Source organism: Thiohalobacter thiocyanaticus, assembly GCF_002356355.1.
Taxonomy (GTDB): domain Bacteria; phylum Pseudomonadota; class Gammaproteobacteria; order Thiohalobacterales; family Thiohalobacteraceae; genus Thiohalobacter; species Thiohalobacter thiocyanaticus_A.
This window is the reverse complement of sequence record NZ_AP018052.1, coordinates 52,097-76,379: the sequence shown is the minus strand read 5'-3', so window position 1 is coordinate 76,379 and position 24,283 is coordinate 52,097. Positions and strand designations below refer to the sequence as shown.

General features: G+C 66.6%; 19 protein-coding genes. 3 read left to right on the top strand and 16 right to left on the bottom strand.

What is annotated here, in order from left to right:
- Positions 1–3 precede the first annotated feature (3 nt).
- The 11 genes from gltB to CFK21_RS00330 all read right to left on the bottom strand — a co-directional run bounded on the left by gltB (position 4) and on the right by CFK21_RS00330 (position 14,753).
- Positions 4–4,638, bottom strand: coding sequence for a glutamate synthase large subunit (gene gltB, locus CFK21_RS00380; protein ID WP_096363633.1), 4,635 nt, complete (start codon positions 4,636–4,638; stop codon positions 4–6).
- Positions 4,639–4,879: 241 nt separating this feature from the next.
- Positions 4,880–6,496, bottom strand: a complete 1,617-nt coding sequence (locus tag CFK21_RS00375) for an AAA family ATPase (RefSeq protein WP_096363631.1) — start codon at positions 6,494–6,496, stop codon at positions 4,880–4,882.
- Positions 6,493–6,732, bottom strand: a complete 240-nt coding sequence (locus CFK21_RS00370; RefSeq protein ID WP_157745196.1) for a WGR domain-containing protein — start codon at positions 6,730–6,732, stop codon at positions 6,493–6,495. The genes CFK21_RS00375 and CFK21_RS00370 overlap by 4 nt, the downstream gene beginning before the upstream one ends.
- 85 nt (positions 6,733–6,817) lie before the next feature.
- A complete protein-coding gene (locus tag CFK21_RS00365; RefSeq protein WP_096363627.1) occupies positions 6,818–7,969 on the bottom strand; it encodes a deoxyguanosinetriphosphate triphosphohydrolase in 1,152 nt (383 codons plus the stop codon).
- Between the two features lie 6 nt (positions 7,970–7,975).
- Positions 7,976–9,058 (bottom strand): 3-dehydroquinate synthase, encoded by a 1,083-nt coding sequence (gene aroB, locus CFK21_RS00360; RefSeq protein ID WP_096363625.1) that lies wholly within the window; start codon positions 9,056–9,058, stop codon positions 7,976–7,978.
- An 86-nt stretch (positions 9,059–9,144) separates the two neighbouring features.
- A complete protein-coding gene (gene aroK, locus CFK21_RS00355; protein WP_096363623.1) occupies positions 9,145–9,702 on the bottom strand; it encodes a shikimate kinase AroK in 558 nt (185 codons plus the stop codon).
- 40 nt (positions 9,703–9,742) lie between these two features.
- Positions 9,743–11,845, bottom strand: a complete 2,103-nt coding sequence (pilQ, locus tag CFK21_RS00350) for a type IV pilus secretin PilQ (RefSeq protein WP_096367422.1) — start codon at positions 11,843–11,845, stop codon at positions 9,743–9,745.
- A gap of 88 nt (positions 11,846–11,933) precedes the next feature.
- The gene (locus CFK21_RS00345; protein ID WP_231971536.1) at positions 11,934–12,476 is read right to left on the bottom strand and encodes a pilus assembly protein PilP; all 543 of its coding nucleotides are present in this window, start codon (positions 12,474–12,476) and stop codon (positions 11,934–11,936) included.
- On the bottom strand, positions 12,473–13,084 hold the full coding sequence (locus CFK21_RS00340) for a type 4a pilus biogenesis protein PilO (RefSeq protein ID WP_096367421.1): 612 nt from the start codon (positions 13,082–13,084) through the stop codon (positions 12,473–12,475). Before CFK21_RS00340 ends, CFK21_RS00345 begins: the two co-directional genes overlap by 4 nt.
- A 2-nt stretch (positions 13,085–13,086) precedes the next feature.
- On the bottom strand, positions 13,087–13,665 hold the full coding sequence (locus CFK21_RS00335) for a PilN domain-containing protein (RefSeq protein ID WP_096363619.1): 579 nt from the start codon (positions 13,663–13,665) through the stop codon (positions 13,087–13,089).
- 17 nt (positions 13,666–13,682) lie between these two features.
- Positions 13,683–14,753, bottom strand: a complete 1,071-nt coding sequence (locus CFK21_RS00330) for a pilus assembly protein PilM (protein WP_201346108.1) — start codon at positions 14,751–14,753, stop codon at positions 13,683–13,685.
- Between the two features lie 351 nt (positions 14,754–15,104).
- On the opposite strand from CFK21_RS00330, the gene CFK21_RS00325 reads away from it, so the two are divergent.
- Positions 15,105–17,420: a penicillin-binding protein 1A gene (locus tag CFK21_RS00325; RefSeq protein WP_231971535.1), complete on the top strand. Its 2,316-nt coding sequence runs from the start codon at positions 15,105–15,107 to the stop codon at positions 17,418–17,420.
- A 40-nt stretch (positions 17,421–17,460) separates the two neighbouring features.
- Entirely contained in the window at positions 17,461–18,081 is a 621-nt protein-coding gene (locus tag CFK21_RS00320) for a hypothetical protein (RefSeq protein WP_096363615.1), read from the top strand.
- 155 nt (positions 18,082–18,236) lie between these two features.
- On the opposite strand, the gene CFK21_RS00315 is transcribed toward CFK21_RS00320, so the two are convergent.
- From CFK21_RS00315 to CFK21_RS00300, 5 genes are all read right to left on the bottom strand, one after another.
- The gene (locus CFK21_RS00315; RefSeq protein ID WP_096363613.1) at positions 18,237–19,502 is read right to left on the bottom strand and encodes a malic enzyme-like NAD(P)-binding protein; all 1,266 of its coding nucleotides are present in this window, start codon (positions 19,500–19,502) and stop codon (positions 18,237–18,239) included.
- Positions 19,503–19,685: 183 nt separating this feature from the next.
- The gene (locus CFK21_RS00310; protein WP_096363611.1) at positions 19,686–21,158 is read right to left on the bottom strand and encodes a M48 family metalloprotease; all 1,473 of its coding nucleotides are present in this window, start codon (positions 21,156–21,158) and stop codon (positions 19,686–19,688) included.
- Between the two features lie 4 nt (positions 21,159–21,162).
- The gene (locus CFK21_RS00305) at positions 21,163–21,966 is read right to left on the bottom strand and encodes a thermonuclease family protein (protein ID WP_157745193.1); all 804 of its coding nucleotides are present in this window, start codon (positions 21,964–21,966) and stop codon (positions 21,163–21,165) included.
- A 53-nt stretch (positions 21,967–22,019) separates the two neighbouring features.
- Complete coding sequence (gene rpmE, locus CFK21_RS15025) at positions 22,020–22,223, bottom strand: 50S ribosomal protein L31 (protein ID WP_157745191.1); 204 nt, start codon at positions 22,221–22,223, stop codon at positions 22,020–22,022.
- Positions 22,224–22,299: 76 nt separating this feature from the next.
- Entirely contained in the window at positions 22,300–22,650 is a 351-nt protein-coding gene (locus CFK21_RS00300) for a DUF3135 domain-containing protein (RefSeq protein WP_157745189.1), read from the bottom strand.
- 261 nt (positions 22,651–22,911) lie between these two features.
- Here CFK21_RS00300 and rimO point away from each other — a divergent pair, with 261 nt between their 5' ends.
- Entirely contained in the window at positions 22,912–24,225 is a 1,314-nt protein-coding gene (gene rimO, locus CFK21_RS00295; protein ID WP_096363605.1) for a 30S ribosomal protein S12 methylthiotransferase RimO, read from the top strand.
- Positions 24,226–24,283 lie beyond the last annotated feature (58 nt).

Sequence of the window (24,283 nt, the reverse complement as noted above, 5' to 3'; positions counted from 1 at the left end):
GACTTACTTTCCTCCGGCCGCGGCTGCCAGTTCCTGCGCCTGGGACTGTTTCATATCCTCCAGCGCACGGCGGTAGTCCACCGGCATGACCTTGACGAAGCGGGGCAGGTAGCTGTCCCAGTCGTCCAGGATGCGGCGCGCCACTTCACTGTTGGTGTAATGCAGGTGCTTGTGGATGAGCCGCTTCAGGCGCAGGGCATCGAAGCGGGTCATGTCGCTGATGTCGACCTTGCCGTGGGTCTCCAGGTCGCCGCCCTGATGCTCCAGGGCCTCCAGGGCCACGTCCTCTTCCGGCACCGGCTCGAGTTCGACCATGGCCAGATTGCAGCGCTCCTTGAAGGTCCTGTCTTCGTCCAGCACGTAGGCCACGCCGCCGCTCATGCCGGCGGCGAAGTTGCGGCCGGTCTCGCCCAGCACCACCACCACGCCGCCGGTCATGTACTCGCAGCCGTGATCGCCCACGCCCTCGACCACGGCATGGGCGCCGGAGTTGCGCACGGCGAAGCGCTCGCCGGCCACCCCGCGGAAGAAGCACTCGCCGGTGATGGCGCCGTAGAGCACGGTGTTGCCGACGATGATGTTGTCCTCGGCAGTGAAGCGGCTGACCTTCGGCGGATACACCACCAGCCGGCCGCCGGACAGGCCCTTGCCGACATAGTCGTTGGCCTCGCCTTCCAGTTCCAGGGTGACGCCGTGGGCGGCCCAGGCGCCGAAGCTCTGGCCGGCGATGCCATTGAGCTTGATGTAGATGCTGTCCTCCGGCAGGCCCTGGTGGCCGTAGCGTCGGGCGACCTCGCCGGAGAGCATGGCGCCCACGGAGCGGTTGATGTTCTTCACCGGGGAGGCGATCTTCACCGGTTCGCCGCGTTCCAGCGCAGGTCTGGCCTGCTCGATGAGCTGCTGGTCCAGCGCCTGGTCCAGGCCGTGGTCCTGGGTCTCGCAGTTGTACAGCGGTTCGTCGGCGGCCGCGGCCGGCATATACAGGATGCGGGAGTAGTCCAGCCCGCGTGCCTTCCAGTGGTCGATGGCCTTGCGCATGTCGAGCCGGTCCAGCCGGCCGATCATCTCGTTCATGCTGCGAAAGCCCAGCTGCGCCATCAACTGGCGCACTTCCTCGGCGACGAAGAAGAAGTAGTTGACCACGTGCTCGGGCTTGCCGGTGAAGCGCTTGCGCAGCTCCGGGTCCTGGGTGGCCACGCCCACCGGGCAGGTGTTGAGGTGACACTTGCGCATCATGATGCAGCCCTCGACGATCAGCGGCGCGGTGGCGAAGCCGAACTCGTCGGCGCCCAGCAGCGCGCCCACCACCACGTCGCGGCCGGTGCGCATGCCGCCGTCGACCTGCACCGCGATGCGCGAGCGCAGGCGGTTCAGCACCAGGGTCTGGTGGGTCTCAGCCAGGCCGATCTCCCAGGGGCTGCCGGCGTGCTTGATGGAGGTCAGCGGCGAGGCGCCGGTGCCGCCGTCATAGCCGGCGATGGTCACATGGTCGGCATGCGCCTTGGACACGCCCGCGGCGACTGTGCCCACGCCGACCTCGGAGACCAGCTTGACGCTGATGCGGGCCTTGGGGTTGACGTTCTTCAGGTCGTGGATCAGCTGCGCCAGATCCTCGATGGAGAAGATATCGTGGTGCGGCGGCGGCGAGATCAGGCCCACGCCCGGGGTGGAGTGGCGCACCTTGGCGATCCATTCGTTGACCTTGTGGCCGGGCAGCTGGCCGCCCTCGCCGGGCTTGGCGCCCTGGGCCATCTTGATCTGGATGTCGTCGGCGTTGACCAGGTACTCGGCGGTCACGCCGAAGCGGCCCGAGGCGACCTGCTTGATGGCCGAGCGCATGGAGTCGCCGTTGTCCATCGGCTTGAAGCGTGCCGGCTCCTCGCCGCCCTCGCCGGTGTTGGACTTGCCGCCGATGCGGTTCATGGCCACGGCGAGTGTCGTGTGCGCCTCCCAGGAGATGGAGCCGAAGGACATGGCGCCGGTGGCGAAGCGCTTGACGATCTCCTTCGCGGGTTCGACCTCGTCCAGCGGCACCGGCTCATTGGCGAACTTGAACTCGAACAGGCCGCGCAGGGTGAGCAGGCGCTCGCTCTGTTCGTTGATCGCCCTGGAGAACTCGCCGAAGGTCCTGAAGTCGTTGGCGCGCGCGGCATGCTGCAGCTTGCCGATGGTGTCCGGCGTCCAGATGTGATCCTCGCCGCGGATGCGGAAGGCGTAGTCGCCGCCGACATCCAGGGCGTTGCGGTAGATGGGCGCATCGCCGAAGGCGTCGCGGTGGCAGCGCACGGTCTCCTCGGCGATCTCGGCCAGTCCGGCGCCCTCGATCATGGAGGCGGTGCCGGCGAAGTAGCGGTCGACGAAGCGCTGCTGCAGGCCGACGGCGTCGAAGATCTGGGCGCCGCAGTAGGACTGGTAGGTGGAGATGCCCATCTTGGACATGACCTTGAGCATGCCCTTGCCCACCGCCTTGATATAGCGCTTGTGCAGGTCGGTCTCTTCCACGCCCTCGGGGAAGTCGTGCAGCGAGGACAGGGTCTCGAAGGCGAGATAGGGGTTGATTGCCTCGGCGCCGTAGCCGGCCAGCACGCAGAAGTGGTGCACCTCGCGCGGCGCGCCGGATTCCAGCACCAGGCCGGCCTCGGTGCGCAGGCCCTGGCGCACCAGGTGGTGGTGCACCGCGCTGGTGGCGAGCAGGGCGGGGATCGGCAGGCGCTCGGCGCTGACCGAACGGTCCGACAGGATCAGGATGTTGAAGCCCTCGCGCACGGCGGCCTCGGCCTGTCCGCACAGCGTCTCCACGGCCGCTTCCATACCGGCGGCGCCGCTCTCGGCCGCATAGCAGATGTCCAGGGTCTGGGTGCGGAAGGCGCCGTCGGTGGTCTTCTCGATGGTGCGGATGCGCTCCAGGTCCTTGTTGGTCAGGATCGGCTGATGCACCTCCAGGCGCATGTGGCTGCCGGCGGCGTCCTGGTCCAGCAGGTTGGGCCGCGGGCCGATCAGCGAGACCAGCGACATGACCAACTCCTCGCGGATCGGGTCGATCGGCGGGTTGGTGACCTGGGCGAAGTTCTGCTTGAAGTAGTTGAACAGCGGCTTGGGCTTGTTCGACAGCACCGCCAGCGGATTGTCCGCGCCCATGGAGCCGATGGCCTCCTGGCCGGTGGCGGCCATGGGCGTCATCAGCATGCGCAGGTCTTCCTGGGTGTAGCCGAAGGCCTGCTGGCGATCCAGCAGGCTGGCCGGGTCGCCGCCGTTGCCCTCGGCCGCGGCCGGCAGGTTCTTCAGATGAATCTGGGTCTTGTCCAGCCACTGCTGGTAGGGATGGGCGCGGGCCAGGCCGGACTTGATCTCGGCGTCATCGATGATGCGCCCTTCCTCCAGGTCGATGAGGAACATCTTGCCCGGCTGCAGCCGCCACTTGGTGACGATCTTCTCCTCCGGGATGTCCAGCACGCCCATCTCCGAGGCCATGACCACCAGGTCGTCGTCGGTGATGAGGTAGCGCGCCGGACGCAGGCCGTTGCGGTCCAGGGTGGCACCGATCTGGCGGCCGTCGGTGAAGGCCACGGCGGCCGGGCCGTCCCAGGGTTCCATCAGGGCGGCATGGTATTCGTAGAAGGCGCGGCGCTCCTCGTCCATCAGCGGGTTGCCGGACCAGGCCTCCGGGATCAGCATCATCATGGCGTGGGAGAGCGAATAGCCGGCCAGCACCAGCAGTTCGAGCGCGTTGTCGAAGCTGGCCGAGTCGGACTGGCCCTCGGGGATCAGCGGCCAGATCTTGTCGATGTCGTCGCCGAACAGCTTCGAGGCCATGGAATGGCGGCGTGCGCGCATCCAGTTGACGTTGCCGCGCAGGGTGTTGATCTCGCCGTTGTGGGCGATCATCCGGAACGGGTGCGACAGGTCCCAGGACGGGAAGGTGTTGGTGGAGAAGCGCTGGTGGACCAGGGCCAGGGCCGAGACCACGCGCTCGTCCTTCAGGTCCTGGAAGTAGGCGTCGACCTGGTTGGCCAGCAGCATACCTTTATAAACCAGGGTCTGACTGGACAGGGAACTGACATAGAACTGCTCCTTGCCCGGGAATTCGGAGGCCAGGACCTGGTTCTCGACCACTTTTCGGATAATGAACAGTTTGCGCTCGAAGGCGGCATAATCGGCGCAGTTCTCGCCGCGTTGGATGAAGATCTGCCGGACCACCGGTTCCAGGGGCAGTACGCTCTCGCCCAGGCAGCCGGCGTCGGTGGGCACATCGCGCCAGCCCAGCAGGTTCTGGCCCTCTTCGACCAGGGTGGCCTCCAGCAGGGCCTCGCACTCGGCGCGGCCGCGGGCGTCGCGGGGCAGGAAGATCATGCCGACGCCGTACTCGCCCGCTGCAGGCAGTTCGAAACCCAGTTCGGTGCATTCCGCGCGCAGGAAGGCGTCGGGGATCTGCATCAGGATACCGGCCCCGTCGCCGGCCTTCGGGTCGGCCCCGACGGCGCCGCGGTGGGTCAGGTTTTCCAGGATCTGCAGGCCCTGGCGGACGATCGCATGACTCTTGCGGCCCTTGATGTTGGCGACGAAGCCGACGCCGCAGGCGTCGTGCTCGTTCTCCGGGTCATACAACCCCTGTCTGGGCGGCAATGCACCTCGGCTCATGTCAGAACCTCTCTCAATCCAATTCGAAGACTGTGGAATGACCGCGGCGGGGTAAGCCCGCATCGCTCTGGATTGGGGTGAGCGACGCGGGCCAGGATCCGTGGACACGGGTCTGCCTGTGCCCTGATTCGATAGGCAAACCCCGAGCGGTCGGCAAGTATAGCGCCGCCGATCAGGCGGTTCAAACCGACATTGAGCAGGGATGGGCGGACGCGGTGGCGCGGGGAATCCGGCCGGCGCCTCACTCGTCCGGGGGCAGTTCCGCGCGGATCTGATCGAAGCGCCGCGGCCAGGGCTGGAGTTGGCGCAGCGCTGCGGGCAGGGCCTCGCGGGCCGCCGTGGCGGCGGCGCGATCCGGGTAGCTTCCCGTGACCACGATGTGCCAGGCGGCAGCCTTGCGCCAGGTGCGAATCGCGTGCAGTTCGGCCTCGTCCCCATGGCGGGCGAGGAAGCGCTCGACCGTCTCCGGGTCGCGGGCGCCCAGCAGCTGCAGGGTGTAGTGGCCCGCGGGCTGGTCGGTCAGCCAGTCCGGTGCAGGCGTGGTGTCAGTATCGGTGGATGCGCGCGTCCGGGCAGCGGCCGCGGGTGCAGCCTCGGTCTGTGTTTGCGCCGGGGCGGCCTGCGCAGCCGGGGGTTCCGGCGCGGGTGCTGTCGCCTGCTCCGGGGGCGCTGGTGGCGCGGGCTCAGCGGCTTCCGGGGCGGGCGCCGCTGGTGCCTCGGCCGGTGTCTCCCCGACGGAAGGCGCCGGTACTGCCGGGGATGGCTCGGCCTCCAGGGCCGTTGTCTCACCGGCCGCAGGGACCTGCGCCGGATCCGCGGGTTCGGATACGGATTCCGTGTCCGGCGGACTCGGGGTGGCGGGATCCGGACCCGGAGCCGGGGTGTCCATGCCGGCGGCGAGCGGGTTGGCCGGTGGCAGCTGCAGGGTCTGTTCCTCCAGGCCCGGCAGCGCCGGCGCGCGGGTGTCGAGCTGCCAGAGACCGATGGCGATGCCGGCGACGGCGAGCAGGGCGTACCCGGTGAGCCAGCGCCCGCGCCGCGACCGGGACGGGCCGGCCGGCCGCCGGGCAGCAGCGCGCTGCAGCCCCTGTTCCAGCAGGGTTTCGTGCGCCAGGCGGTTGAGTTCGCCGGGGCGGCCGTCAGCCGTCTTGTGCATGGCCCGCACCTCGGTCGCGCTGAAGGGGCTGTCGCCGGAATAGCCGGCGATGGCCAGCTGGTACATCAGGTAGGCCGCGCTCTGCTGCTCGTCGAAGGGCGGCAGGTCCAGGGTGTGCACCAGCGACTCGCCCGGGCTTTTCAGGCTGAGCGACTGCAGGGTCGGATCGAGCTCGGGCGTGGCGAAGATCAGGATGCGCAGGGCCTTGAGGGTTTCGGCAGGGGAGCGGGCCAGTCCCAGCAGGGCCTCGAGTACGGGTGCGGGCAGGCGCTCGGCGTTGTCGATGACCAGCACGGCCAGCTGTCCGACCTGCTGCAGCCCGAGACAGTAGTGGATCAGGTCGGAGCCGAAGTGTTCGGTGTTCTCGGCGGCGGCATCGGGGTAGCAGTGTGAGAGTTGCACATAGAGCTCGGCGGCTGTGTTCACCGCTGCGCCGTCGAGCTGGCACAGGCGCCAGTGTTCGGCGGCCCGCAGCTGCAGCTGCTGCCGCAGCATGGTCTTGCCGGCGCCCGCCGGTGCACGCACATACAGCAGTTGCTCGCTGAAGCGTGTCAGGTGCTGGAGCAGGTCCAGGCGCTGCATCAGTGCCGGGTCGGCATAAAAGAAGCGCGCCTCATGGCGGTCCTGAAAGGGGTCGCAGTCGAGGTCCAGTGCGGCGACGTAATCGGGCGGTGTGTCCGGCTGTGAGGCGTCCGCGTTCAAGGCTGCTCCTGTCCCTGGATGAAAACAATGCGGTAGCCGCGCCTGATCTGCTCGTCACGCAGGCGCATGAGCGCCTCCATGGCCTGATCGTGGTCGGGGTAATGATCCTTGATCACGCGGCCCCCGGCGCCCTGGTGACCCCATTCGCGCACCAGGTTCCAGCCCTCGAGCAGGTCCTCCTGCAGGTGCAGGTGATAATAGCGCGGGGCGCTGCCGTCGGCGGCGGGTATCTGCATGTACAGGCGCATGGTTTGATGTTGTTGAGCGTGAAGCGGAATTATAGTTGACGGCCCGGCTTCAGTGCGCATGCTTGCTCACGTCTCACGTGAGTTCCTTGGGATTATACACCCTCTCGTATTCCGCAATGGCGAAACGGTCGGTCATGCCGGCGATGTAATCGGCCACGGCGCGGGCGCGGCCGGCTTCGCCCTGCCGGTCGGCCAGTTCGGCGGAGGCGTGCTGCGCTTCCTGCGGCATCAGGCGGACGTCGTCGAAAAAGGCGGTGAACAATGCCTGGATCACGCGCGTGGCCTTGGCTGTCATGCGATGTACGCGGTAATGCCGGTAGAGCTGGCTGCGCAGGAACCGCTTGAGTTCCAGGTTCTTCTCGCGCATGCCGTCGCTGAAGGCGACCAGCGGCTCGGGCTGTGCGCGCACCGCCTCGATGTCGGCCGGCGCGGCGGCGTCCAGGCGGGCCCGGCTGGTTTCGATCAGGTCCACGGCCTGGCAATTGATCAGGCGGCGGACCACCTCGTGAATGCTGCGCCGTTCGGGCAGTTGCGGGTAGCGGCGCCGGACTTCTTCATACTGTTCGCGGAACAGGTCGATGGCGTTGAGCTGCTCCAGCGTGATCAGGCCGGCGCGCAGGCCGTCGTCGACGTCGTGGCTGTTGTAGGCGATCTCGTCGGCCAGGTTGGTCAGCTGGGCCTCCAGGCCGGGCTGGCGTCTGTTCAGAAAGCGTTCGCCGATCTCGCCCAGCAGCCTGGCCTGCGGCAGGGAGCAGTGCTTGAGGATGCCCTCGCGCGCCTCGAAGGTGAGGTTGAGGCCGCGGAATTCGGCATAGCGCTCCTCCAGTTCATCGACCACCCGCAGCGATTGCAGGTTGTGCTCGAAGCCGCCGTAGTCCTTCATGCAGGCATTGAGCGCGTCCTGGCCGGCATGGCCGAAGGGGGTGTGGCCCAGATCATGGGCCAGGGCGATGGTCTCGGTCAGGTCCTCGTTGAGCTGCAGCGCCCGGGCGATGGTGCGCGCAATCTGAGCCACCTCGATGGAATGGGTCAGGCGGGTGCGGAACAGGTCGCCCTCGTGATTGACGAAGACCTGGGTCTTGTATTCCAGCCGGCGGAAGGCGGCCGAGTGGATGATGCGGTCGCGGTCGCGCTGGAACTCGCTGCGATGGCTCGGGGGCGGTTCCGGATGACGGCGACCGCGGGAATTGGCGTCACTGGCGGCGCAGGCGGCGTAACCGGTCATGTGCGCTCACCCGGCATGGGCGGCGTCCAGGGTGGCACGCAGCAGGTCGGGGTCGAAATCACCGCTCACCACGGCCGCACCTATGCCTTTCAGCAGCACCAGCCGCAGGCCACTGTCCATGACCTTCTTGTCGACCGCCATCAGGTCCAGGAACTGTCGGGTGCTCATCTCGCCCGGGATGCGGGTCGGCAGACCGGCCCGGGTGAGCAGCTGCTCGATGCGTTCGACCTCGCCCGCATCGAGCCAGCCCTGGCGGGCCGAGAGTTGCGCCGCCAGCAGCATGCCGGTTCCCACGGCCTCGCCATGCAGCCAGGTGCCGTAGCCCATGCCGGTCTCGATGGCGTGGCCGAAGGTGTGGCCCAGGTTGAGCAGGGCGCGCTGGCCGCTTTCGCGCTCGTCGGCGGCCACCACCTCGGCCTTGTTCAGGCAGGAGCGGGCGATGGCGAAGATCAGGGCGTCGGTGTCGCGCGCCGTGAGCAGGTCCATGTTCTTCTCCAGCCAGGCGAAGAAGTCGGCGTCGCGGATCAGGCCGTACTTGATGATCTCGGCCAGGCCGGCGGCCAGTTGCCGGTCATCCAGGGTAGCCAGGGTATCGGTGTCGGCCAGCACGCAGTTGGGCTGGTGGAAGGCGCCGATCATGTTCTTGCCCAGCGGGTGGTTGACGCCGGTCTTGCCGCCGACCGAGGAATCCACCTGGGCCAGCAGGGTGGTGGGGATCTGGATGAAATCCACCCCGCGCTGGTAGCTGGCGGCGGCGAAGCCGGCCAGGTCGCCGATCACGCCGCCGCCGAGGGCGACCAGGGTGCACTTGCGGTTGAAGCGGTGTTCCAGCAGGGCGTCATAGATACGGTTGAGAGTGTCCAGATTCTTGTACTGCTCGCCATCGGGCAGGATCACGGTCTGGAGGTCATAACCGGACAGCCCGGCCTGCGCCGCCGCCAGATACAGCGGGGCGATGGTCTCGTTGGTGACGATCATCACCTGGCGGCCGTGGATGGCGGGCTGGAGCAGATCCGCGCGCCCGAGCAGGCCGGGACCGATATGAATGGGGTAGCTGCGTTCGCCGAGTTCGACGTACAGGGTTTTCATCGGGTTAAACTGTCTTTTGTGCTCGAATTCAGCACTATACGGACTGAGGCGGCCGCGAGTAAAGCCATTGGGCGCGTCAATGGGGACTAGCGGCGGCGGTCGTGGTTGGCGCGGGGGCGGTTGCCACAGCCGGGTTCGAGCCGCTGCACGATCTCGCGTACCACGTCCTTGACGCTGCGCCCGTCGGTCTCGATCACCAGGCTGGCCAGCGAGCGGTACAGGGGCTCGCGCTCGGCCATCAGCGCCTCCAGGCGCGCGCGCGGATCTTCGGTCTGCAGCAGCGGCCGGTTGCGGTCGCGGGCCGTGCGGGCCAGTTGCTGGTCAACGGAGGTGTGCAGGTAGATCACGGTGCCGCGGCCGGCCAGGTGGCGGCGGTTGGCCTCGCGGGTCACGGCGCCGCCGCCGGTGGCCAGCACGATGCCCTGCTTGCGGGTGAGTTCGTCGATGACCTCCGCCTCGCGACGGCGGAAGCCCTCCTCGCCTTCCTTTTCGAAGATGAAGGGGATGTCCACCCCGGTGCGCAGTTCGATCTCGCGGTCGCTGTCGAGAAAGTCACGGCGCAGACTGCGCGCCAGTTGGCGGCCGATGGTGGATTTGCCGGCGCCCATCGGCCCGACCAGAAATAAATTGCCCGGCATTTTCATGCCGGGCAGGTATGCCAGAAAAGCCTGACAGGGGCAAGCGTCAGTTGACGCGCAGACTCTGCTTGATGATCTTGGGGGTGACGAAGATCAGCAGTTCGGACTTGTCGTCCTGCTTGCGGGTCTGGCGGAACAGCACGCCCACGCCGGGCAGGTCGCCGAAGAACGGCACCTTGTCGACCTCGTTGAGCAGGGTCTGCTCATAGATTCCGCCGAGCACCACGGTGTCGCCGTTGTCGACCAGCACCTGGGTTTCGACATTGCGGGTGTTGATGCTGGGTACGCCGGCGAAGACCTGGCCGACGCTGTCCTTGCTCACCCGCAGATCCATGATGATGCGGTCGTCGGGCGTGATCTGCGGGGTGACGTTGAGTTCCAGCACGGCTTCTTTGAAGCTGACCGAGGTCGCGCCGCTGGAAGAGGCCTCCTGGTAGGGGATCTCAACACCCTGCTGAATGGTGGCCTCATGCTGGTTGGAGGTGATCACGCGCGGGTTGGAAAGCACCTCGCCGCGACCCTCGGCCTGCATGGCGGACAGTTCCAGGCGCAGGAGATCCCGGCCGACGCGCCCGACCAGCAGGTTGAGTGCGCCTGCCGCATCGCCGACAGGCAGGTCGACCATCAGGGCCTCGTTGCCGCTGCCGGCGGGGTTCTCGATGCCGACCACGCCGCCCGGAGGGGCCAGGTCGCCGGGCAGGCCGCCGCCGATGATGCCGCGGGTCTCGTTCTGGTAGACGTCGTTCTTGGTCAGTCCGAGCTTGACGCCGAGATCGCGGGCGAAGTCGTCATTGGCGATCACGATGCGCGATTCGATCATCACCTGCCGCACCGGGATGTCCAGGCTGGTGATCAGCCGGCGGATGTCCTCCAGCCGCTCGGCCGTGTCCTTGACCAGCAGGGTGTTGGTGCGCTGATCGATGGTGACCGAGCCGCGCTCGGACAGGATGCTGGCGCCTTCCCCGCCGCCCTCGCCCTTGAGCAGCGTGGCCAGGTCGGCGGCCTTGGCGTAGTTGACCTGGATGAATTCGGAGAACAGCGGCGCCAGTTCCTCGATCTGCTTCTGCGATTCCAGTTCCAGCTTCTCGCGTGCTGCCAGCTCCTCGCTGGGGGCGACCAGGATCACGTCATCGTTCTTGCGCATGGCCAGGCCCTTGGTCTTGAGCACGATGTCCAGCGCCTGGTCCCAGGGCACATTCTGCAGCCTCAGGGTGATGTTGCCGCTGACGGTGTCACTGACCACGATGTTGGTATTGGTGAAGTCGGCGATCAGCTGCAGCACCGAGCGGACCTCGATGTCCTGGAAGTTCAGTGACAGGCGCTGGCCGGTGTAGCCGACCTCCTCGCGCCGGCGCTGTTCCTGCTCTTCCTTGGTGACCTGGCGCACCTCGACCGTGAACAGGTCGTCGGACTGGTAGGCGATGTGTTCGTACTCGCCCTCCGGTGCGATGGTCACGCGGACGTTGTCGCCGCGGCTGCGGGTGTCGATGGTCTGCACCGGGGTCGCGAAATCGATCACGTCCAGGCGCCGCTCCAGCTCTGCGGGCAGCTGGGTGTTGTGAATGTCCAGCACCACCTTGCCCGCCTCCTGGCGCATATCGACCGGGATGTTGGGGTTGGACAGCTGGATCATGACCCGTGCCTCGCCGTCCGGGCCGCGGCGGAAATCGACATTCTCGATGCGACTGCCGGCTGCAGCGCTGCGTGCTGCGGGCTTCGGCGCTTCGCTGGCGGCGGCGGCCGTGCCGGAGGCGGTGGTGATCGGGCCGCTGGTGCCGATGGTCAGCACGATGCGGTTGCCTTCGCTCTTCAGGTCATAAGGCGCGGTCTCCACCAGGTTGAACACCACGCGGGTGCGTCCCTGGGCCTCGATGGCGGTCAGGCTCTTGGCCAGGCCGACGCCGATGTTCTGCGATTTGGTGCCCAGCTGATTGCTGGTGTTGGGGAGGTCCAGCGCAATCCGGGCCGGGTTGTCGATGGTGAAACTCAGCGGTTTTTCCGCCGGTTCGGCCATGTTCAGCGTGATCTGCACCTTGTTGCCGGGCAGGGACGAGACATCCACGCCCTGCAGGGCGTTGGTCTGGGCCGCCAGTGTCTGAGAGAACACCAGGACGGCAAGGCCGAGCAGGAGGGTATGCAAGCGGGTCATGATGGTATCCGTTCTGGTCGCGGCCTGCGGACGGCTGTGACGGTTATGGGCAAAGTGCATTGTGATCATCCTGTTTCCCCCCATGGGATCATTCACTGAGCGCGAGTGAGGCCTGGCGTTCGATCCAGCCTCCCAGCCCGTCCGGAACGATTTCCACTAACTCGATTTCGTATTCCGTTATGTTGGCGATCCTGCCGTGGTTCTGGCCCAGATAGTTGCCCGGCTGAACCCGGTGAATGGTGCCGTCGTTGGCGCGTACCAGTCCCCAGGACTGGCCGCCCTGATCCAGGGTGCCGACCATGCGCAGGGTATCCAGCGGGAAGGCCTCCAGCGCCTCGCGGGGCCGGTTGCTGTCGGGCCGCACGCCGCTGTCGCTGCGTTCGGTCAGAATGTCTTCCGGGGTGCCGCCGGCACTGGGCCGGAACGGGCTGCGCAGATCGGTCGCCTGGTAGAGAAAGGTCTCGTAGGGTTTGAACTCCGGCAGCGGCTCCACGCGTGTATTCTGCCGCGCGCGCACCTCGTCCACGTACTGGCGCAGATCATCGGTCTGGCCGCCGCTGCAGGCGGCAACCAGTGCGGATACACTCAGCAGCCAGGCAATCCGGGCGGGGCGTTCCATAGTCAATTTCACTTGCCCGCCTCCTCTTCATCCTCGTCCAGGTAGCGATAGGTCTTGGCCGTCAGTTCCATGATCAGCTGGCCCTGGCTTTCCTGCCCATCCTTGGACGGCGCAATGCCGATGTCATGAATGGTGACGATGCGGGGCAGCGCGGCCACGCCGCTGACGAAGTTGCCGAACTCGTGATAGCTGCCGCGTACGCGGATGCTGATGGGCAGTTCGGCATAGAAATCCCTGGGGATCTCGTTCTCGGGTTTGAACAGTTCGAACTCGAGGCCGCTGGCCAGGCCGGTCTGGGAGACATCGACCAGCAGTTCGGCGACCTCGGTCTTGTTCGGCAGCTGGCGCAGCATGGTACCGAAGCTCTGGCGCATCTCTTCGAGCTGCTGCTTGTAGGCCTCGAGATTGGCCGCCTTGGCCGCCTTGGTCTCGAACTCGGACTTCAGTTCCTGTTCCTTGCGCTCGACCTTCTGCAGGTTGGCCTGCTGGTCCTTGATGTCGAACCAGTAACCGAGGAAGGCCACGGCCACGGCCACCAACACAATGACGAAGATGCGCGCCGGCAGCGGCCAGTTGTGTATGTTGCTGAAGTCGAGTTCATTGATCTTGCTCAGATCCAGGTTCATGAATCACCCCCGGCATCCTTGTTGGCTTCCGCGTCGGCGTTCTTCTGCTTCGCCGTGAGGGTGAACTCGGCGGAGCGGGAGCGTTCCTGCTTCCTGGTCTCAATGACCTGCAGCCCCGGATTGGCGAGCCAGTCAGAGGCATCGATGTTGCGCATGTAGGCCGAGACCCGCGCATTGGACTGGGCCACGCCGTCGATGCTGAGCTTGGTTTCGCTCTGCTGCAGCCTGGTCAGATGCACGCCTTCGGGCAGGGTGCGCACCAGTTCGTCCATCAGGTGGACGCTCATGGGGCGGTTGCTCTGCAGTTCCTGGATCACGTTCATGCGTGCCAGCAGGTTGGCCTTGGTCTTTTCGAGATCGTTGATTTCCTTGATTTCCTTGTCCAGTTTCTTGATCTCGGCCTGGAGGAAACCATTGCGGCTGTTCTGGTTCTCGATGGTCTGGGCCATCTGCATGTGCCACAGCCCCCAGATGGCGGCGCCGAACACGGCGGCCAGCACCACCTGGACCACGAAGTCCTTCTGCTGCTGAGCGCGCAGTTCCTCGCGCCAGGGTAATAGATTGATGCGTGCCATTTCCTTGTGCTCCCCCTTTAGCGCTCGTCGAAGCTGCGCAGCGCCAGGCCGCAGGCGATCATAAGTGCCGGTGCGTCATTGCTGAGCGACTGGGTCTTGATCCTGGATGCCAGCGACATGTTGGCGAAGGGATTGGCGATGAGAGTGTCGATCCCCAGCTGGTCCTGGATCAGGCTGTCCACCCCGGGGATCGAGGCGCTGCCGCCGGCCAGCACGATCTGGTCGATGCTGTTGTACTGGCTGGAGGAGAAGAAGAACTGCAATGACCGGTTGACCTGCTGCGCCATCGCCTCCTTGAACGGCTCCAGCACCTCCGGCACATAGTTGTCCGGCAGGCCGCCCTGGCGCTTGGCCATGCCCGCTTCCTCATAGGAAAGCCCGTAACGGCGCATGATCTCCTCGGTGAGTTGCTTGCCGCCGAAGACCTGGTCGCGGGTATAGATGATCTTGAGGTCGTGCAGGACGTTGAGCGTGGTCATGGTCGCGCCGATGTCGACCACGGCGACCGTCTTCTCGATGCCCTCGTCCTCAAGCTGGCTGCTGAGCAGGGAGAAGGCGTTCTCCAGGGCATAGGCCTCGATGTCCACCACCCGGGTGTCCAGGCCGCCGGCCTCGACCGCGGCCCGGCGCATGTCGACATTCTCGCTGCGCGAGGCGGCCAGCAGCACATCCACGGTATCGGGGTTGTTGGCGGAGGGGCCCAGGATCTCGAAGTCCTTGTACACCTCCTCCAGTGGGTAGGGGATGTACTGGTCGGCCTCCAGTTCGATCTGTGCCTCCATGTCGGCATCGGACAGCGAGGCCGGCATGGGGATGATCTTGGTGATGACCGAGGAGCCGGCCACGGCCACCGCGGCATGGCGGGCACGGGTGCCGGAGCGTTTGACCGCCCGGCGTACCGCCTCGCCGACGGCCTCCGCATCGGTGACGCTTTTCTCCACCACCGAGTTGGGCGGCAGGGGCTCTACCGCGTAGCTTTCCACCCGGTAGCGGTCGCCGCTGCGACTCAGTTCCAGCAGCTTGACTGCGGTGGAGCTGATGTCGAGTCCGACCAGAGGTGGCTTCCTGGACTTGAAGATCTGCGCAATCGGCACGGCGACGTCCTTTGAATTCCTTTATTTTATCCTGAGCTTGCGCCTAAAACATCGACTCTTGCATTAGAAGGGAACCCCAACTGTTTGTCAACAAAAGTTCTGGCTGCGCCTTCAGGTGTCGAATCAGGGTATCGGAACCAACCTGATTTCCTTTATAGTGACGGGTCTATGGCGTGAACAAGCTGAGACGGGAATCACACTCCCCTGTTATTTCCATATCTTATGAAGATTATGCGTTTCTTGTTGTACGGGACGCTGGGCCTCGCGATGGCGGGTCTGGTGCTTGCCGCTGGCCTTTATTTTTATATCACTCCCCAGCTGCCCTCCGTTGAAGCGTTGCGGGACGTGCAATTCCAGGTGCCGCTGCGGATCTACAGCGCCGATGACCAGCTGATCGCCGAGTACGGCGAGAAACGGCGGATTCCGGTGACCTACGAACAGCTGCCGCAGCCGTTGATCCAGGCCTTCCTGGCCGCCGAGGACGACCGTTTCTTCAAGCATCCCGGGGTGGACTATCAGGGTCTGCTGCGGGCCGCGTTCGAGTTGCTGCGCACCGGCGAGAAGCGCCAGGGCGGCAGCACCATCACCATGCAGGTGGCGCGCAACTTCTTTCTCAGCAGTGAAAAGACCTATCTGCGCAAGCTCACCGAGATCTTTCTGGCGCTGAAGATCGAGCGCGAGTTGTCCAAGCAGCAGATCCTGGAACTGTATCTGAACAAGATCTATCTCGGTCAGCGCGCCTACGGGGTGGGGGCGGCGGCGCAGATCTACTATGGCGTGCCACTGGAGGAATTGAGCCTGGCGCAGATGGCGATGATCGCGGGCCTGCCCAAGGCGCCGTCGCGCGACAATCCGGTGTCCAACCCGCTGCGGGCCGAGCAGCGCCGCACCTATGTGCTGGGGCGGATGTATACCCTGGGCCATATCGACGCCGAGCAGTACCGCCAGGCCCTGACCGCGCCGATCAGTGCCCGGGTGCATGCCCGATCCAGTGAGCTGGAGGCCGCCTATGTGGCCGAGATGGTCCGCGCACACATGGTCGAGCGCTATGGGGAAGGGGCCTATACCGAGGGCTACCAGGTGCGGACCACCCTGGATTCGAGCCGCCAGCGGGCCGCGAGCCGGGCATTGCGAGCGGCGCTGATGGAATACGACCAGCGCCACGGCTACCGCGGTGCCGAAGGGCGGGTGAGTCTGCCGGAGACGGCACCGGCCGAGGCGGCATACGAGGCGCTCGACGACTACGGCACACTGGCCGGGCTGGCCCCGGCGGTGGTGCTGGCGCTGGAGGAGCAGGCCTTCACGGCCCTGCTCGCGGATGGCCGCGAGGTGACAGTGGCGTGGGACGGCATCGAATGGGCCCGGTCCTATCTCAGTCATGACCGCCGTGGCAAGGCCCCGACGGCTGCGGCCGATGTGGTTCAGCCGGGTGACATCGTGCGCCTGCAGGAAGCCGGGGCGGGCTGGCGGCTGGCGCAGCTGCCCGCGGTCGAGGGCGCGCTGGTTTCGCTGCGGCCCGATGACGGCGCCATCCTGGCCCTGGTCGGCGGTCTGGATTACTTCCGCTCCAAGTTCAATCGCGCGGTCCAGGCCCGGCGCCAGCCCGGTTCGAGCTTCAAGCCCTTCATCTATTCCGCCGCCCTGGACAAGGGCTTCACCGCCGCCACCATCATCAACGACGCACCGGTGGTGTTCGACGATCCGGGCCTGGAGGCGCACTGGCGGCCGGAGAACTACAGCGGCCGCTTCTACGGCCCGACCCGTCTGCGCGAGGCACTGACCCACTCGCGCAACCTGGTCTCGATCCGGCTGCTGCAGGATATCGGTGTGCGTTATGCCATCGACTTCGTGAAACGCTACGGCTTCGAGGCCGACCAATTGCCCGCCAACCTGTCCCTGGCCCTGGGCAGCGGCAGCGTGACCCCGCTGCAGATGGCGCGCGGCTATGCCGTGTTCGCCAACGGTGGCTATCGCATCGAACCCTATTTCATCGAGCGCATCCTGGATGCCGACGGCGAGACGGTGTACCAGGCTCGTCCGCCGACGGTGTGCCGGGACTGCGCAGCCGGGGACGGGGGCGAGGACGCGGCTGAGGCCGGGCCGGCGCCGGAGGGCATCGATGCCGTTCTGGTCGGTCCGCCCGAACCGCCGCCCCCGCCCCGGGCCGAACGGGTGCTGGAGCCGCGCAACAGCTGGTTGATGAACAGCCTGCTGCAGGACGTGGTCAAGCGCGGCACCGGCCGCCGGGCGCTGCAGCTGGGCCGCGGGGATCTGCGCGGCAAGACCGGCACCACCAATGACCAGCGCGACGCCTGGTTCTGCGGCTTCGTCCCCGGGCTGGTCAGCATTGCCTGGGTCGGCTTCGACGAACTGGAACCCCTGGGTCGGGGCGAGACCGGCGGCCGCGCCGCCCTGCCGATGTGGATCGACTACATGCGCAGCGCGCTCGAGGGCATACCCGAACAGCGCCGGGATCCGCCGTCCGGGCTGGTGACGGTGCGCATCGATCCGGTTACCGGCCTGCTGGCGCCGAGCGGCCGGGACGGTGCCATCTTCGAGACCTTCCGCCAGGAGCAGGTGCCGACCCGCTACAGCCGCCAGGATGCGGTCAGTGAAGACGGGGGCGATCCGCAGGCCGAAACGGTTGAGCCGTTGTTCTAGAACAGGCCCTGGGCCATAACACCACAGGGGGGAGCACGGGATGCGACACTCGACCCGCGATCAACAGATGCGCCAGCGCATCGCCCAGGAAGCGGCGCGCCTGATCGCCACCGAAGGGGTGCGCGATTATGGCGCCGCCAAGCGCAAGGCGGCCGAGCGCCTGGGCGCGCCCGATACCCGCAACATGCCGCGCAACACCGAGATCGAGGCCGAACTGGTGAGCTACCAGTCGCTGTTCCAGCGTGACGAACAGCCGCTGCACCTGCAGGCCCTGCGCCGCGCCGCGGTGCAGGCGATGAGCTTTTTCGCCCGCTTTCGTCCGCGGCTGACCGGCTCGGTGCTGAGTGGCACCGCCGACAAGCACTCGGACGTCAATCTGCATCTGTTCGCGGCCACCCCCGAGGAGGTGTTCCTCTACCTGATGGAGAACCAGCTGCCGTTCGAAGAGGGGCAGCGCCGGTTCCGCTTCGGCCGCGACGAGCAGCATACCGTGCCGGTGGTGCGGTTCATGGCCGGCGAGGTGCCGATCGAGGCGGCGATCTTCCCGGAAGAGGGTATCCGCCAGCCGCCGCGCTCGCCCATCGACAGCCGGCCGATGGAACGCGCCGGGCTGGCGCGGGTGGAGGCGCTGCTGGAGGAGTCCGAGCCGGTCGAGTCCTGATCCATCAGGCTTCGCGGTATCCGGGTGTGCAGGTCGGGTTAGCCCGCAGGGCGTAATCCGACCTTGCCCGCGCCTGGGTCGGGTTACGCTGCGCTGACCCGACCTGCAGCTGACCTGTTCAAACCAATGTGAGTTCGGATCAGGCCTGCGACAGCTCAGGTCACGCCGATCTTCGGCGGCTCGGGATAATGTGAGGGATAGGGCTCGCGCGCCGCGCCGGAGTCGACCGCGGCACGGGCGATGGCCGGCGGGACGAAGTCGATCAGGCGCGGGTCCAGTGGTTTGGGGATGATGTAGTCCGGTCCGAATTCCAGCCGGTCCAGGTTGTAGGCCTTGAGCACATCGGGGTGCACCGGCTCGCGCGTCAGGGCGCACAATGCCGCCACGGCAGCGATCTTCATCTGCTGGTTGATCTCGCGCGCATGCACGTCCAGCGTGCCACGGAAGATGAACGGGAAGCCCAGTACATTGTTCACCTGGTTGGGGTAGTCGCTGCGCCCGGTGGCCATGATCATGTCGTCGCGCACCTCGAGGGCGACCTCAGGCCGGATCTCGGGGTCGGGATTGGACAGGGCGAACACGATCGGCCGCGCGGCCATGCTGGCCAGCATCTCCGGGCTCAGGATATCCGGCCCCGATACCCCGATGAACACATCGGCGCCCTGCATGGCGTCGGCCAGACTGCGCCTGTCGGTCTCCACTGCATAGGCCTGCTTGTAGGGGTTGAGATCCTCGCGGCCGCTGTGAATGACGCCCTGGCGGTCAACCAGCAGGATGCGCTTGCGGTCGGCGCCCAGTGCCAGCAGCAGGTCCATGGAGGCGATGCCGGCCGCGCCGGCGCCGACGCAGACGATATCGGCTTCGGGCAGCGACTTGCCCTGAATCTCCAGCGCGTTGAGCAGGCCGGCGGCGATGATGATGGCGGTGCCGTGCTGGTCGTCGTGGAAGACCGGGATATTGAGCCGCTCGATCAGGGTGCGCTCGATCTCGAAGCAGCGCGGCGCGGCGATGTCCTCCAGGTTGATGCCGCCGAAGGTCGGCGCGATGCGGGCGACAGTGTCGATGAAATCCTCCGTGGCCGGCGCATCGACCTCGATGTCGAACACGTCGATGTTGGCGAAGCGCTTGAACAGCACCCCCTTGCCCTCCATCACCGGCTTGCCGGCCAGCGGCCCTACATTGCCCAGTCCCAGTACCGCGGTGCCGTCGGTGATCACCGCCACCAGGTTGCCCTTGGCGGTGTAGCGGAAGGCGTTGTGCGGGTCGCGCGCGATCTCGCGCACCGGCTCGGCCACGCCCGGGGTGTAGGCCAGGGCCAGGTCATCCTGGCTGTTGCAGGGCTTGGTGACCTCGATGGCGATCTTTCCCGGCCGGGGTTCGGCGTGATAGGCCAGGGCGCGTTCTCTGTAGTCGCGGGACATCCGGTTCGGTCCTTTGTTTTGGCGGGTGCGTTCGGGGTTGGGCAATGGTAACGCAAAGGACGCGCAGGCGCAGAGGCGCGAAGTATATTGGGTTCAGCCCATCGTTGTCTCTGCGTCTCCGTACCCGCAGGGCATAAATGCCTGCGCGTCCTCTGCGTTATAGCCGCGCAGTTCAGGTGAGGCTCAGGGCACGGTCTTGATCAGGTTGCCGGCGGCGGGCTCGCCGTCGGGGTAGAGGTCGTTGAGCAGTCGCAGCTGCGCCTCGGGATGGTTGGGGATGCTGGATTCCCGGGCCAGGTCGGCCATACGGGTGCTGCTCCCGGCGCGGATGACCCGGATGCGCAGGGCACGGGCCAGTTGGCGTTCGGCCTCGGTCAGGGGGTGGAAGCTGCGCGCGGTTTCCAGTACCAGGCGGTCGTAGCGGAAGGGGTCGCCGCTGGTATCGGCCGCGCCGGCGAACAGCAGCGCCTTGTCGTTGCGATACAGCACCACGTGGCGCACCGGCAGCCGGCCTTTGGTCGTATCCTGGCGGGCGATGGCGGTGTAGCCCTGCATGCCCTGGTGCGTGATCGCCTCGCCGTGTTCCAGGTTCGCCAGCTTCAGGCGCTGGAGCAGGAAGTCCCGCGGCGGGATGCGCTTGTTCAGATCGGCCATGGTGAACTGGATCATGCCGTCGCCGCTGCGGGTGGTGGCCACGACCCGGTCGGGCAGGTTCTCGACCTTCCAGCCCGACGGAAAGCTGATGGCCAGGTCCAGCGGGGCGTGATAGAAGCGGTTGCCGCGGCGGATGCCCTCGGCCTCGCTGTCACCGAAGACCAGCCCGTCGCTGCGCTGCAGGAAGGCGTCGCGCTCGATGCGGCCGCCGTTGCGGGTGTGCGCCTCGGCGGCATGCACCACCTCCTGCAGCCGCTGGTCGTTGCTGGGATGGGTGGAGAACAGGCCGTGGTAGACGCGCGGTTCGCGGCCCTCCTCCTCGGCCAGCCGGATCTCGAACTGTTCCTGGTCCTTGAGTACCTCGATGACCCCCAGCATGGCGCCGGGGGCGTAGCCGGTCCGGGCCAGGTACTCGGCGCCCAGGCGGTCGGCTTCCAGTTCATGCTCGCGGCCGTAGCCGCGCACCAGGGCGGTGCCGGCGATGTTGGCCAGGTCCCCGGCGCCCTGCACGCCGGTACTGCCGGCGATCACCGTGGCCAGGATCCCGGTGACGGTGGCCGCGCTGTGCTGGCGCACCGTGTGGCGGGCGGTGACATGGCCGATCTCGTGGCCCAGCACCGCCGCCAGTTCGGCCTCGGAGTTGAGGTAGGCCAGCAGGCCGCGGGTGATGTAGATATAGCCGCCGGGCAGGGCGAAGGCGTTCACGTCCGGGCTGTCGAGCACGGTGAAGCGGTAGACGAGATCGGGCCGGTGGCTCTGGGTGGCCAGCCGCTCGCCGACGCGCTGTACATAGGCCTGCAGTTCGGGGTCCTCATACCGGCCCATCTGCTCCAGGATCTGGGGATTCAGTTCCCGCCCCAGGGCGATTTCACGCTCCTCGGACATGAGCACCAGATCCTTGTCGCCGGTGACCGGGTTGGTGGCGCAGCCGGCGAGCAGGGTCGGTCCGGCCAGCAGAAGCGTCAGGATCAGCAGGGGCAGTCGCGGCAGCAGTGTCAGCATGATCTCAGTCCGGTGCGTGTTCATTCCTGCCCGGGGGCGGGCCGAGGACGGTCAGCATCAGCGGATGGCGGATCTGCAGCCGCAGCTGGCCGCGGCGCTGATAGATCCAGCCGCTGGCCTCGATCTCGCGGCCGGGCAATGCCTTCCAGTCCAGCCCTCCGAACGCCTTCAGGTCGGTCCGGGCGATGCGCAGGGCGACATTGCCCTGCAGGTTGATCCACCGATTATACTGCCCGTCGCTCACATGGGTGACCCGGCCGCAGATAAACCGGAAACCTTCGGTGGAGATCGGCAGGTCGGCGGCCGGCCGGGGGCGGAAGTCGGGCCGGCGCCACAGCCCCTTGCCGGCACTGCGGGCCCGGGCCGCGGTGGCGTGATAGCAGGTGGCCTGCCAGGTGTTCGGCGGGACGGTCAGGGCGAAGCCCTGGCCCTGTTCGAGCATGAGCGCGGTCAGATTGCGGCCGTCATCGAGGAAGGCGTGGGCCAGCAGTCGGCCGTAGCGGTCCTCGCGTTCGCGCCCGAGGCGCAGACCGAGTTGATTGCGGTTGAGAAAGACCAGCCGGCGCAGGACATCCCGCGCCGCCAGGGCGCCGGGCTCGTGGGGGGCGCCGTCGTGGCCCAGTTCGGGCGCATTGATGCCGATCAGGCGCAGCCGCCGGCCGTCCTGCAGGGCCAGGGTGTCGCCGTCCAGTGTCTGGCTGACCCGCACCCGCTCGTCGATGCGTTCGGTCAGGCAGCCGTCGGTGTCGGCGGCAGGCGCGGCGAGCGCCGTCAGCAGGCCGAACGCAACGAGGGCGCAGCCGGTCACCCGGCGCGCCCTCGCTGTCAGTGATCCAACCCGTGGCAGCACGGGTTGAAGCCTTATTTCATGCCGTACTTGCGACGGAACCGGTCCAGACGGCCACCGGTGTCCAGGATCTTCTGCTTGCCGGTGTAGAAGGGGTGGCAGCTGGAGCAGACCTCGACGCTGAGGTCGCGGCCCACGGTCGAGCGGGTCTGGAAACTGTTGCCGCAACTGCAGGTCACGGTTATCACGTTGTATTCGGGATGGATTTCCGCTTTCATTTCTGGGTCCTCGGCGATACCGCGCCACCGTCTGGGTGGCGGAAAGGCCGGCAATGATACGGAAATCGGACCGGGCTCACAAGCCCTTTGCGTCGCGGCGGGCGAAGTTCACCACATTGCCCGGGCGCGCCGGCAGCCCCTGGCGCGGATCCCGGTTGAGACTCTCCAGCAGCCCGCCCCGGCCATAGACCGAGTCCCACATCAGGTTGTGCATGCGGATGCAGGCCGCCAGCGGGGTGCCTGAAGTGCGCCGGACCTGGTCCAGCTTCCACTGCAGACGCCGCAGCCGGGCCTGGGTGCGGACGGGGGCCTGGCGGATCGCGGCCTCGATGGCCTGGGTGCGGCGGGCCTCGAAGCCCTCGGGGTCACGGCTGGCCAGTTCGGACCAGCGGTCGAAGTCGAAAGTGGAGTGATGCGCCTGTTGCATGGGCCTTCTCCCGTTCAGCGCCGCCCGGGCGGCGTTATTTATTGTTCTGTAATTGACTCTAGCACGCGGGGTAGGGGATGTCATGCTTTTGGCGCCTGGAATATGACGGATTTCAAATCATCGATTTCAACCTGTTGTTTTTGATCTGAAAGTGCTTTTGACGCATGCGCTCGTCAGCGGCGGGCATTCCCGGCCGGCAGGTTTTGGCCTATGATGCCGAGCCCCGGCCACGCGCCGCTTCCCGCTTCGGCAGCGAGTTCCATGTCCCGTACCCCCAATATCGGCTTCGTCAGTCTGGGCTGCCCCAAGGCCCTGGTCGACTCCGAGCGCATCCTCACCCAGCTCCGGGCCGAGGGCTATGGCATCGTCCCGGACTATGCCGGGGCCGACCTGGTGGTGGTCAACACCTGCGGCTTCATCGACGCCGCCGAGGCCGAGTCGCTGGAGGCCATCGGCGAGGCCGTGGCCGACAACGGCCGGGTGATCGTGACCGGCTGTCTGGGCGGCAAGGCCGGCAAGATCCGTGAACTCCATCCGGCGGTGCTGGCCGTGACCGGTCCGCATGCCTACGAAGAGGTCATGGCCAGGGTGCATGAACACCTGCCGCCGCCGGCCGAGCCCTACACCCAGCTGCTGCCGCCGGGCGGGCTCAAGCTCACCCCGCGCCACTACGCCTATCTCAAGATCAGCGAGGGCTGCAATCATCACTGCAGCTTCTGCATCATCCCCAGCCTGCGCGGGGATCTGGACAGCCGCCCGGCCGGCGAGGTGCTGACCGAGGCCGAGAACCTGGTCAGCGCCGGGGTGCGGGAACTGCTGGTGGTATCCCAGGACACCAGTGCCTATGGCGTGGATAAAAGATATCCCATGAGTTTCTGGGGCGGGCGGCCGGTGAAGACCCGCCTGACCGAGTTGGCGCGCGAACTGGGCCGGCTGGATGCCTGGGTGCGGCTGCATTACATCTATCCCTATCCCCATGTCGATGAGCTGATTCCGCTCATGGCCGAGGGGCTGATCCTGCCCTACCTGGACATCCCGCTGCAGCACGCCAGCCTGCCGGTGCTCAAGGCGATGAAGCGTCCGGCGGCGACCGACAACACCCTGAAACGCATCGAGGCCTGGCGTCGCGACTGCCCCGACATCACCCTGCGCAGTACCTTCATTGTCGGCTTCCCCGGCGAGACCGGGGCGCAGTTCGAGGAACTGCTGGACTTCCTGCGCGCCGCCCAGCTGGACCGGGTGGGCGCCTTCGCCTATTCACCCGTCGAGGGTGCGGCCGCCAACGCCCTGCCTGATCCGGTGCCAGAAGCCGTCAAACAGGAACGCCTGGCCCGGTTCATGGAGGTGCAGGGTGAGATCAGTGCCGCCCGCCTGCAGGCGAAGATCGGCCGCGAGCTGCGGGTACTGGTGGATGAAGTGGATCAGGAGGGCGCCATCGCCCGCAGCGCGGCCGACGCTCCCGAGATCGACGGCCTGGTGTTCGTCGATACCACCGATGCGCGGCCCGGTGAGTTCCTCGACGTGCGTATTACCGATGCCAGCGAACACGACCTGTGGGCGGAGCTATTGGGGTGACGGATCTCAAGATCAAGAGCGCCACGGAATACACGGACATAAAACTATCAATCTGCTG

Coding starts and splice junctions, on each gene's coding strand:
- CFK21_RS00300 (WP_157745189.1), bottom strand. CDS start 22,650: ATGCAACAGGCGCATCACTCCACTTTCGACTTCGACCGCTGGTCCGAA.
- rimO (WP_096363605.1), top strand. CDS start 22,912: ATGTCCCGTACCCCCAATATCGGCTTCGTCAGTCTGGGCTGCCCCAAG.
- CFK21_RS00315 (WP_096363613.1), bottom strand. CDS start 19,502: ATGTCCCGCGACTACAGAGAACGCGCCCTGGCCTATCACGCCGAACCC.
- CFK21_RS00335 (WP_096363619.1), bottom strand. CDS start 13,665: ATGGCACGCATCAATCTATTACCCTGGCGCGAGGAACTGCGCGCTCAG.
- pilQ (WP_096367422.1), bottom strand. CDS start 11,845: ATGACCCGCTTGCATACCCTCCTGCTCGGCCTTGCCGTCCTGGTGTTC.
- CFK21_RS00320 (WP_096363615.1), top strand. CDS start 17,461: ATGCGACACTCGACCCGCGATCAACAGATGCGCCAGCGCATCGCCCAG.
- CFK21_RS00310 (WP_096363611.1), bottom strand. CDS start 21,158: ATGCTGACACTGCTGCCGCGACTGCCCCTGCTGATCCTGACGCTTCTG.
- gltB (WP_096363633.1), bottom strand. CDS start 4,638: ATGAGCCGAGGTGCATTGCCGCCCAGACAGGGGTTGTATGACCCGGAG.
- CFK21_RS00370 (WP_157745196.1), bottom strand. CDS start 6,732: ATGCAGATACCCGCCGCCGACGGCAGCGCCCCGCGCTATTATCACCTG.
- CFK21_RS00365 (WP_096363627.1), bottom strand. CDS start 7,969: ATGACCGGTTACGCCGCCTGCGCCGCCAGTGACGCCAATTCCCGCGGT.
- aroB (WP_096363625.1), bottom strand. CDS start 9,058: ATGAAAACCCTGTACGTCGAACTCGGCGAACGCAGCTACCCCATTCAT.
- aroK (WP_096363623.1), bottom strand. CDS start 9,702: ATGAAAATGCCGGGCAATTTATTTCTGGTCGGGCCGATGGGCGCCGGC.
- rpmE (WP_157745191.1), bottom strand. CDS start 22,223: ATGAAAGCGGAAATCCATCCCGAATACAACGTGATAACCGTGACCTGC.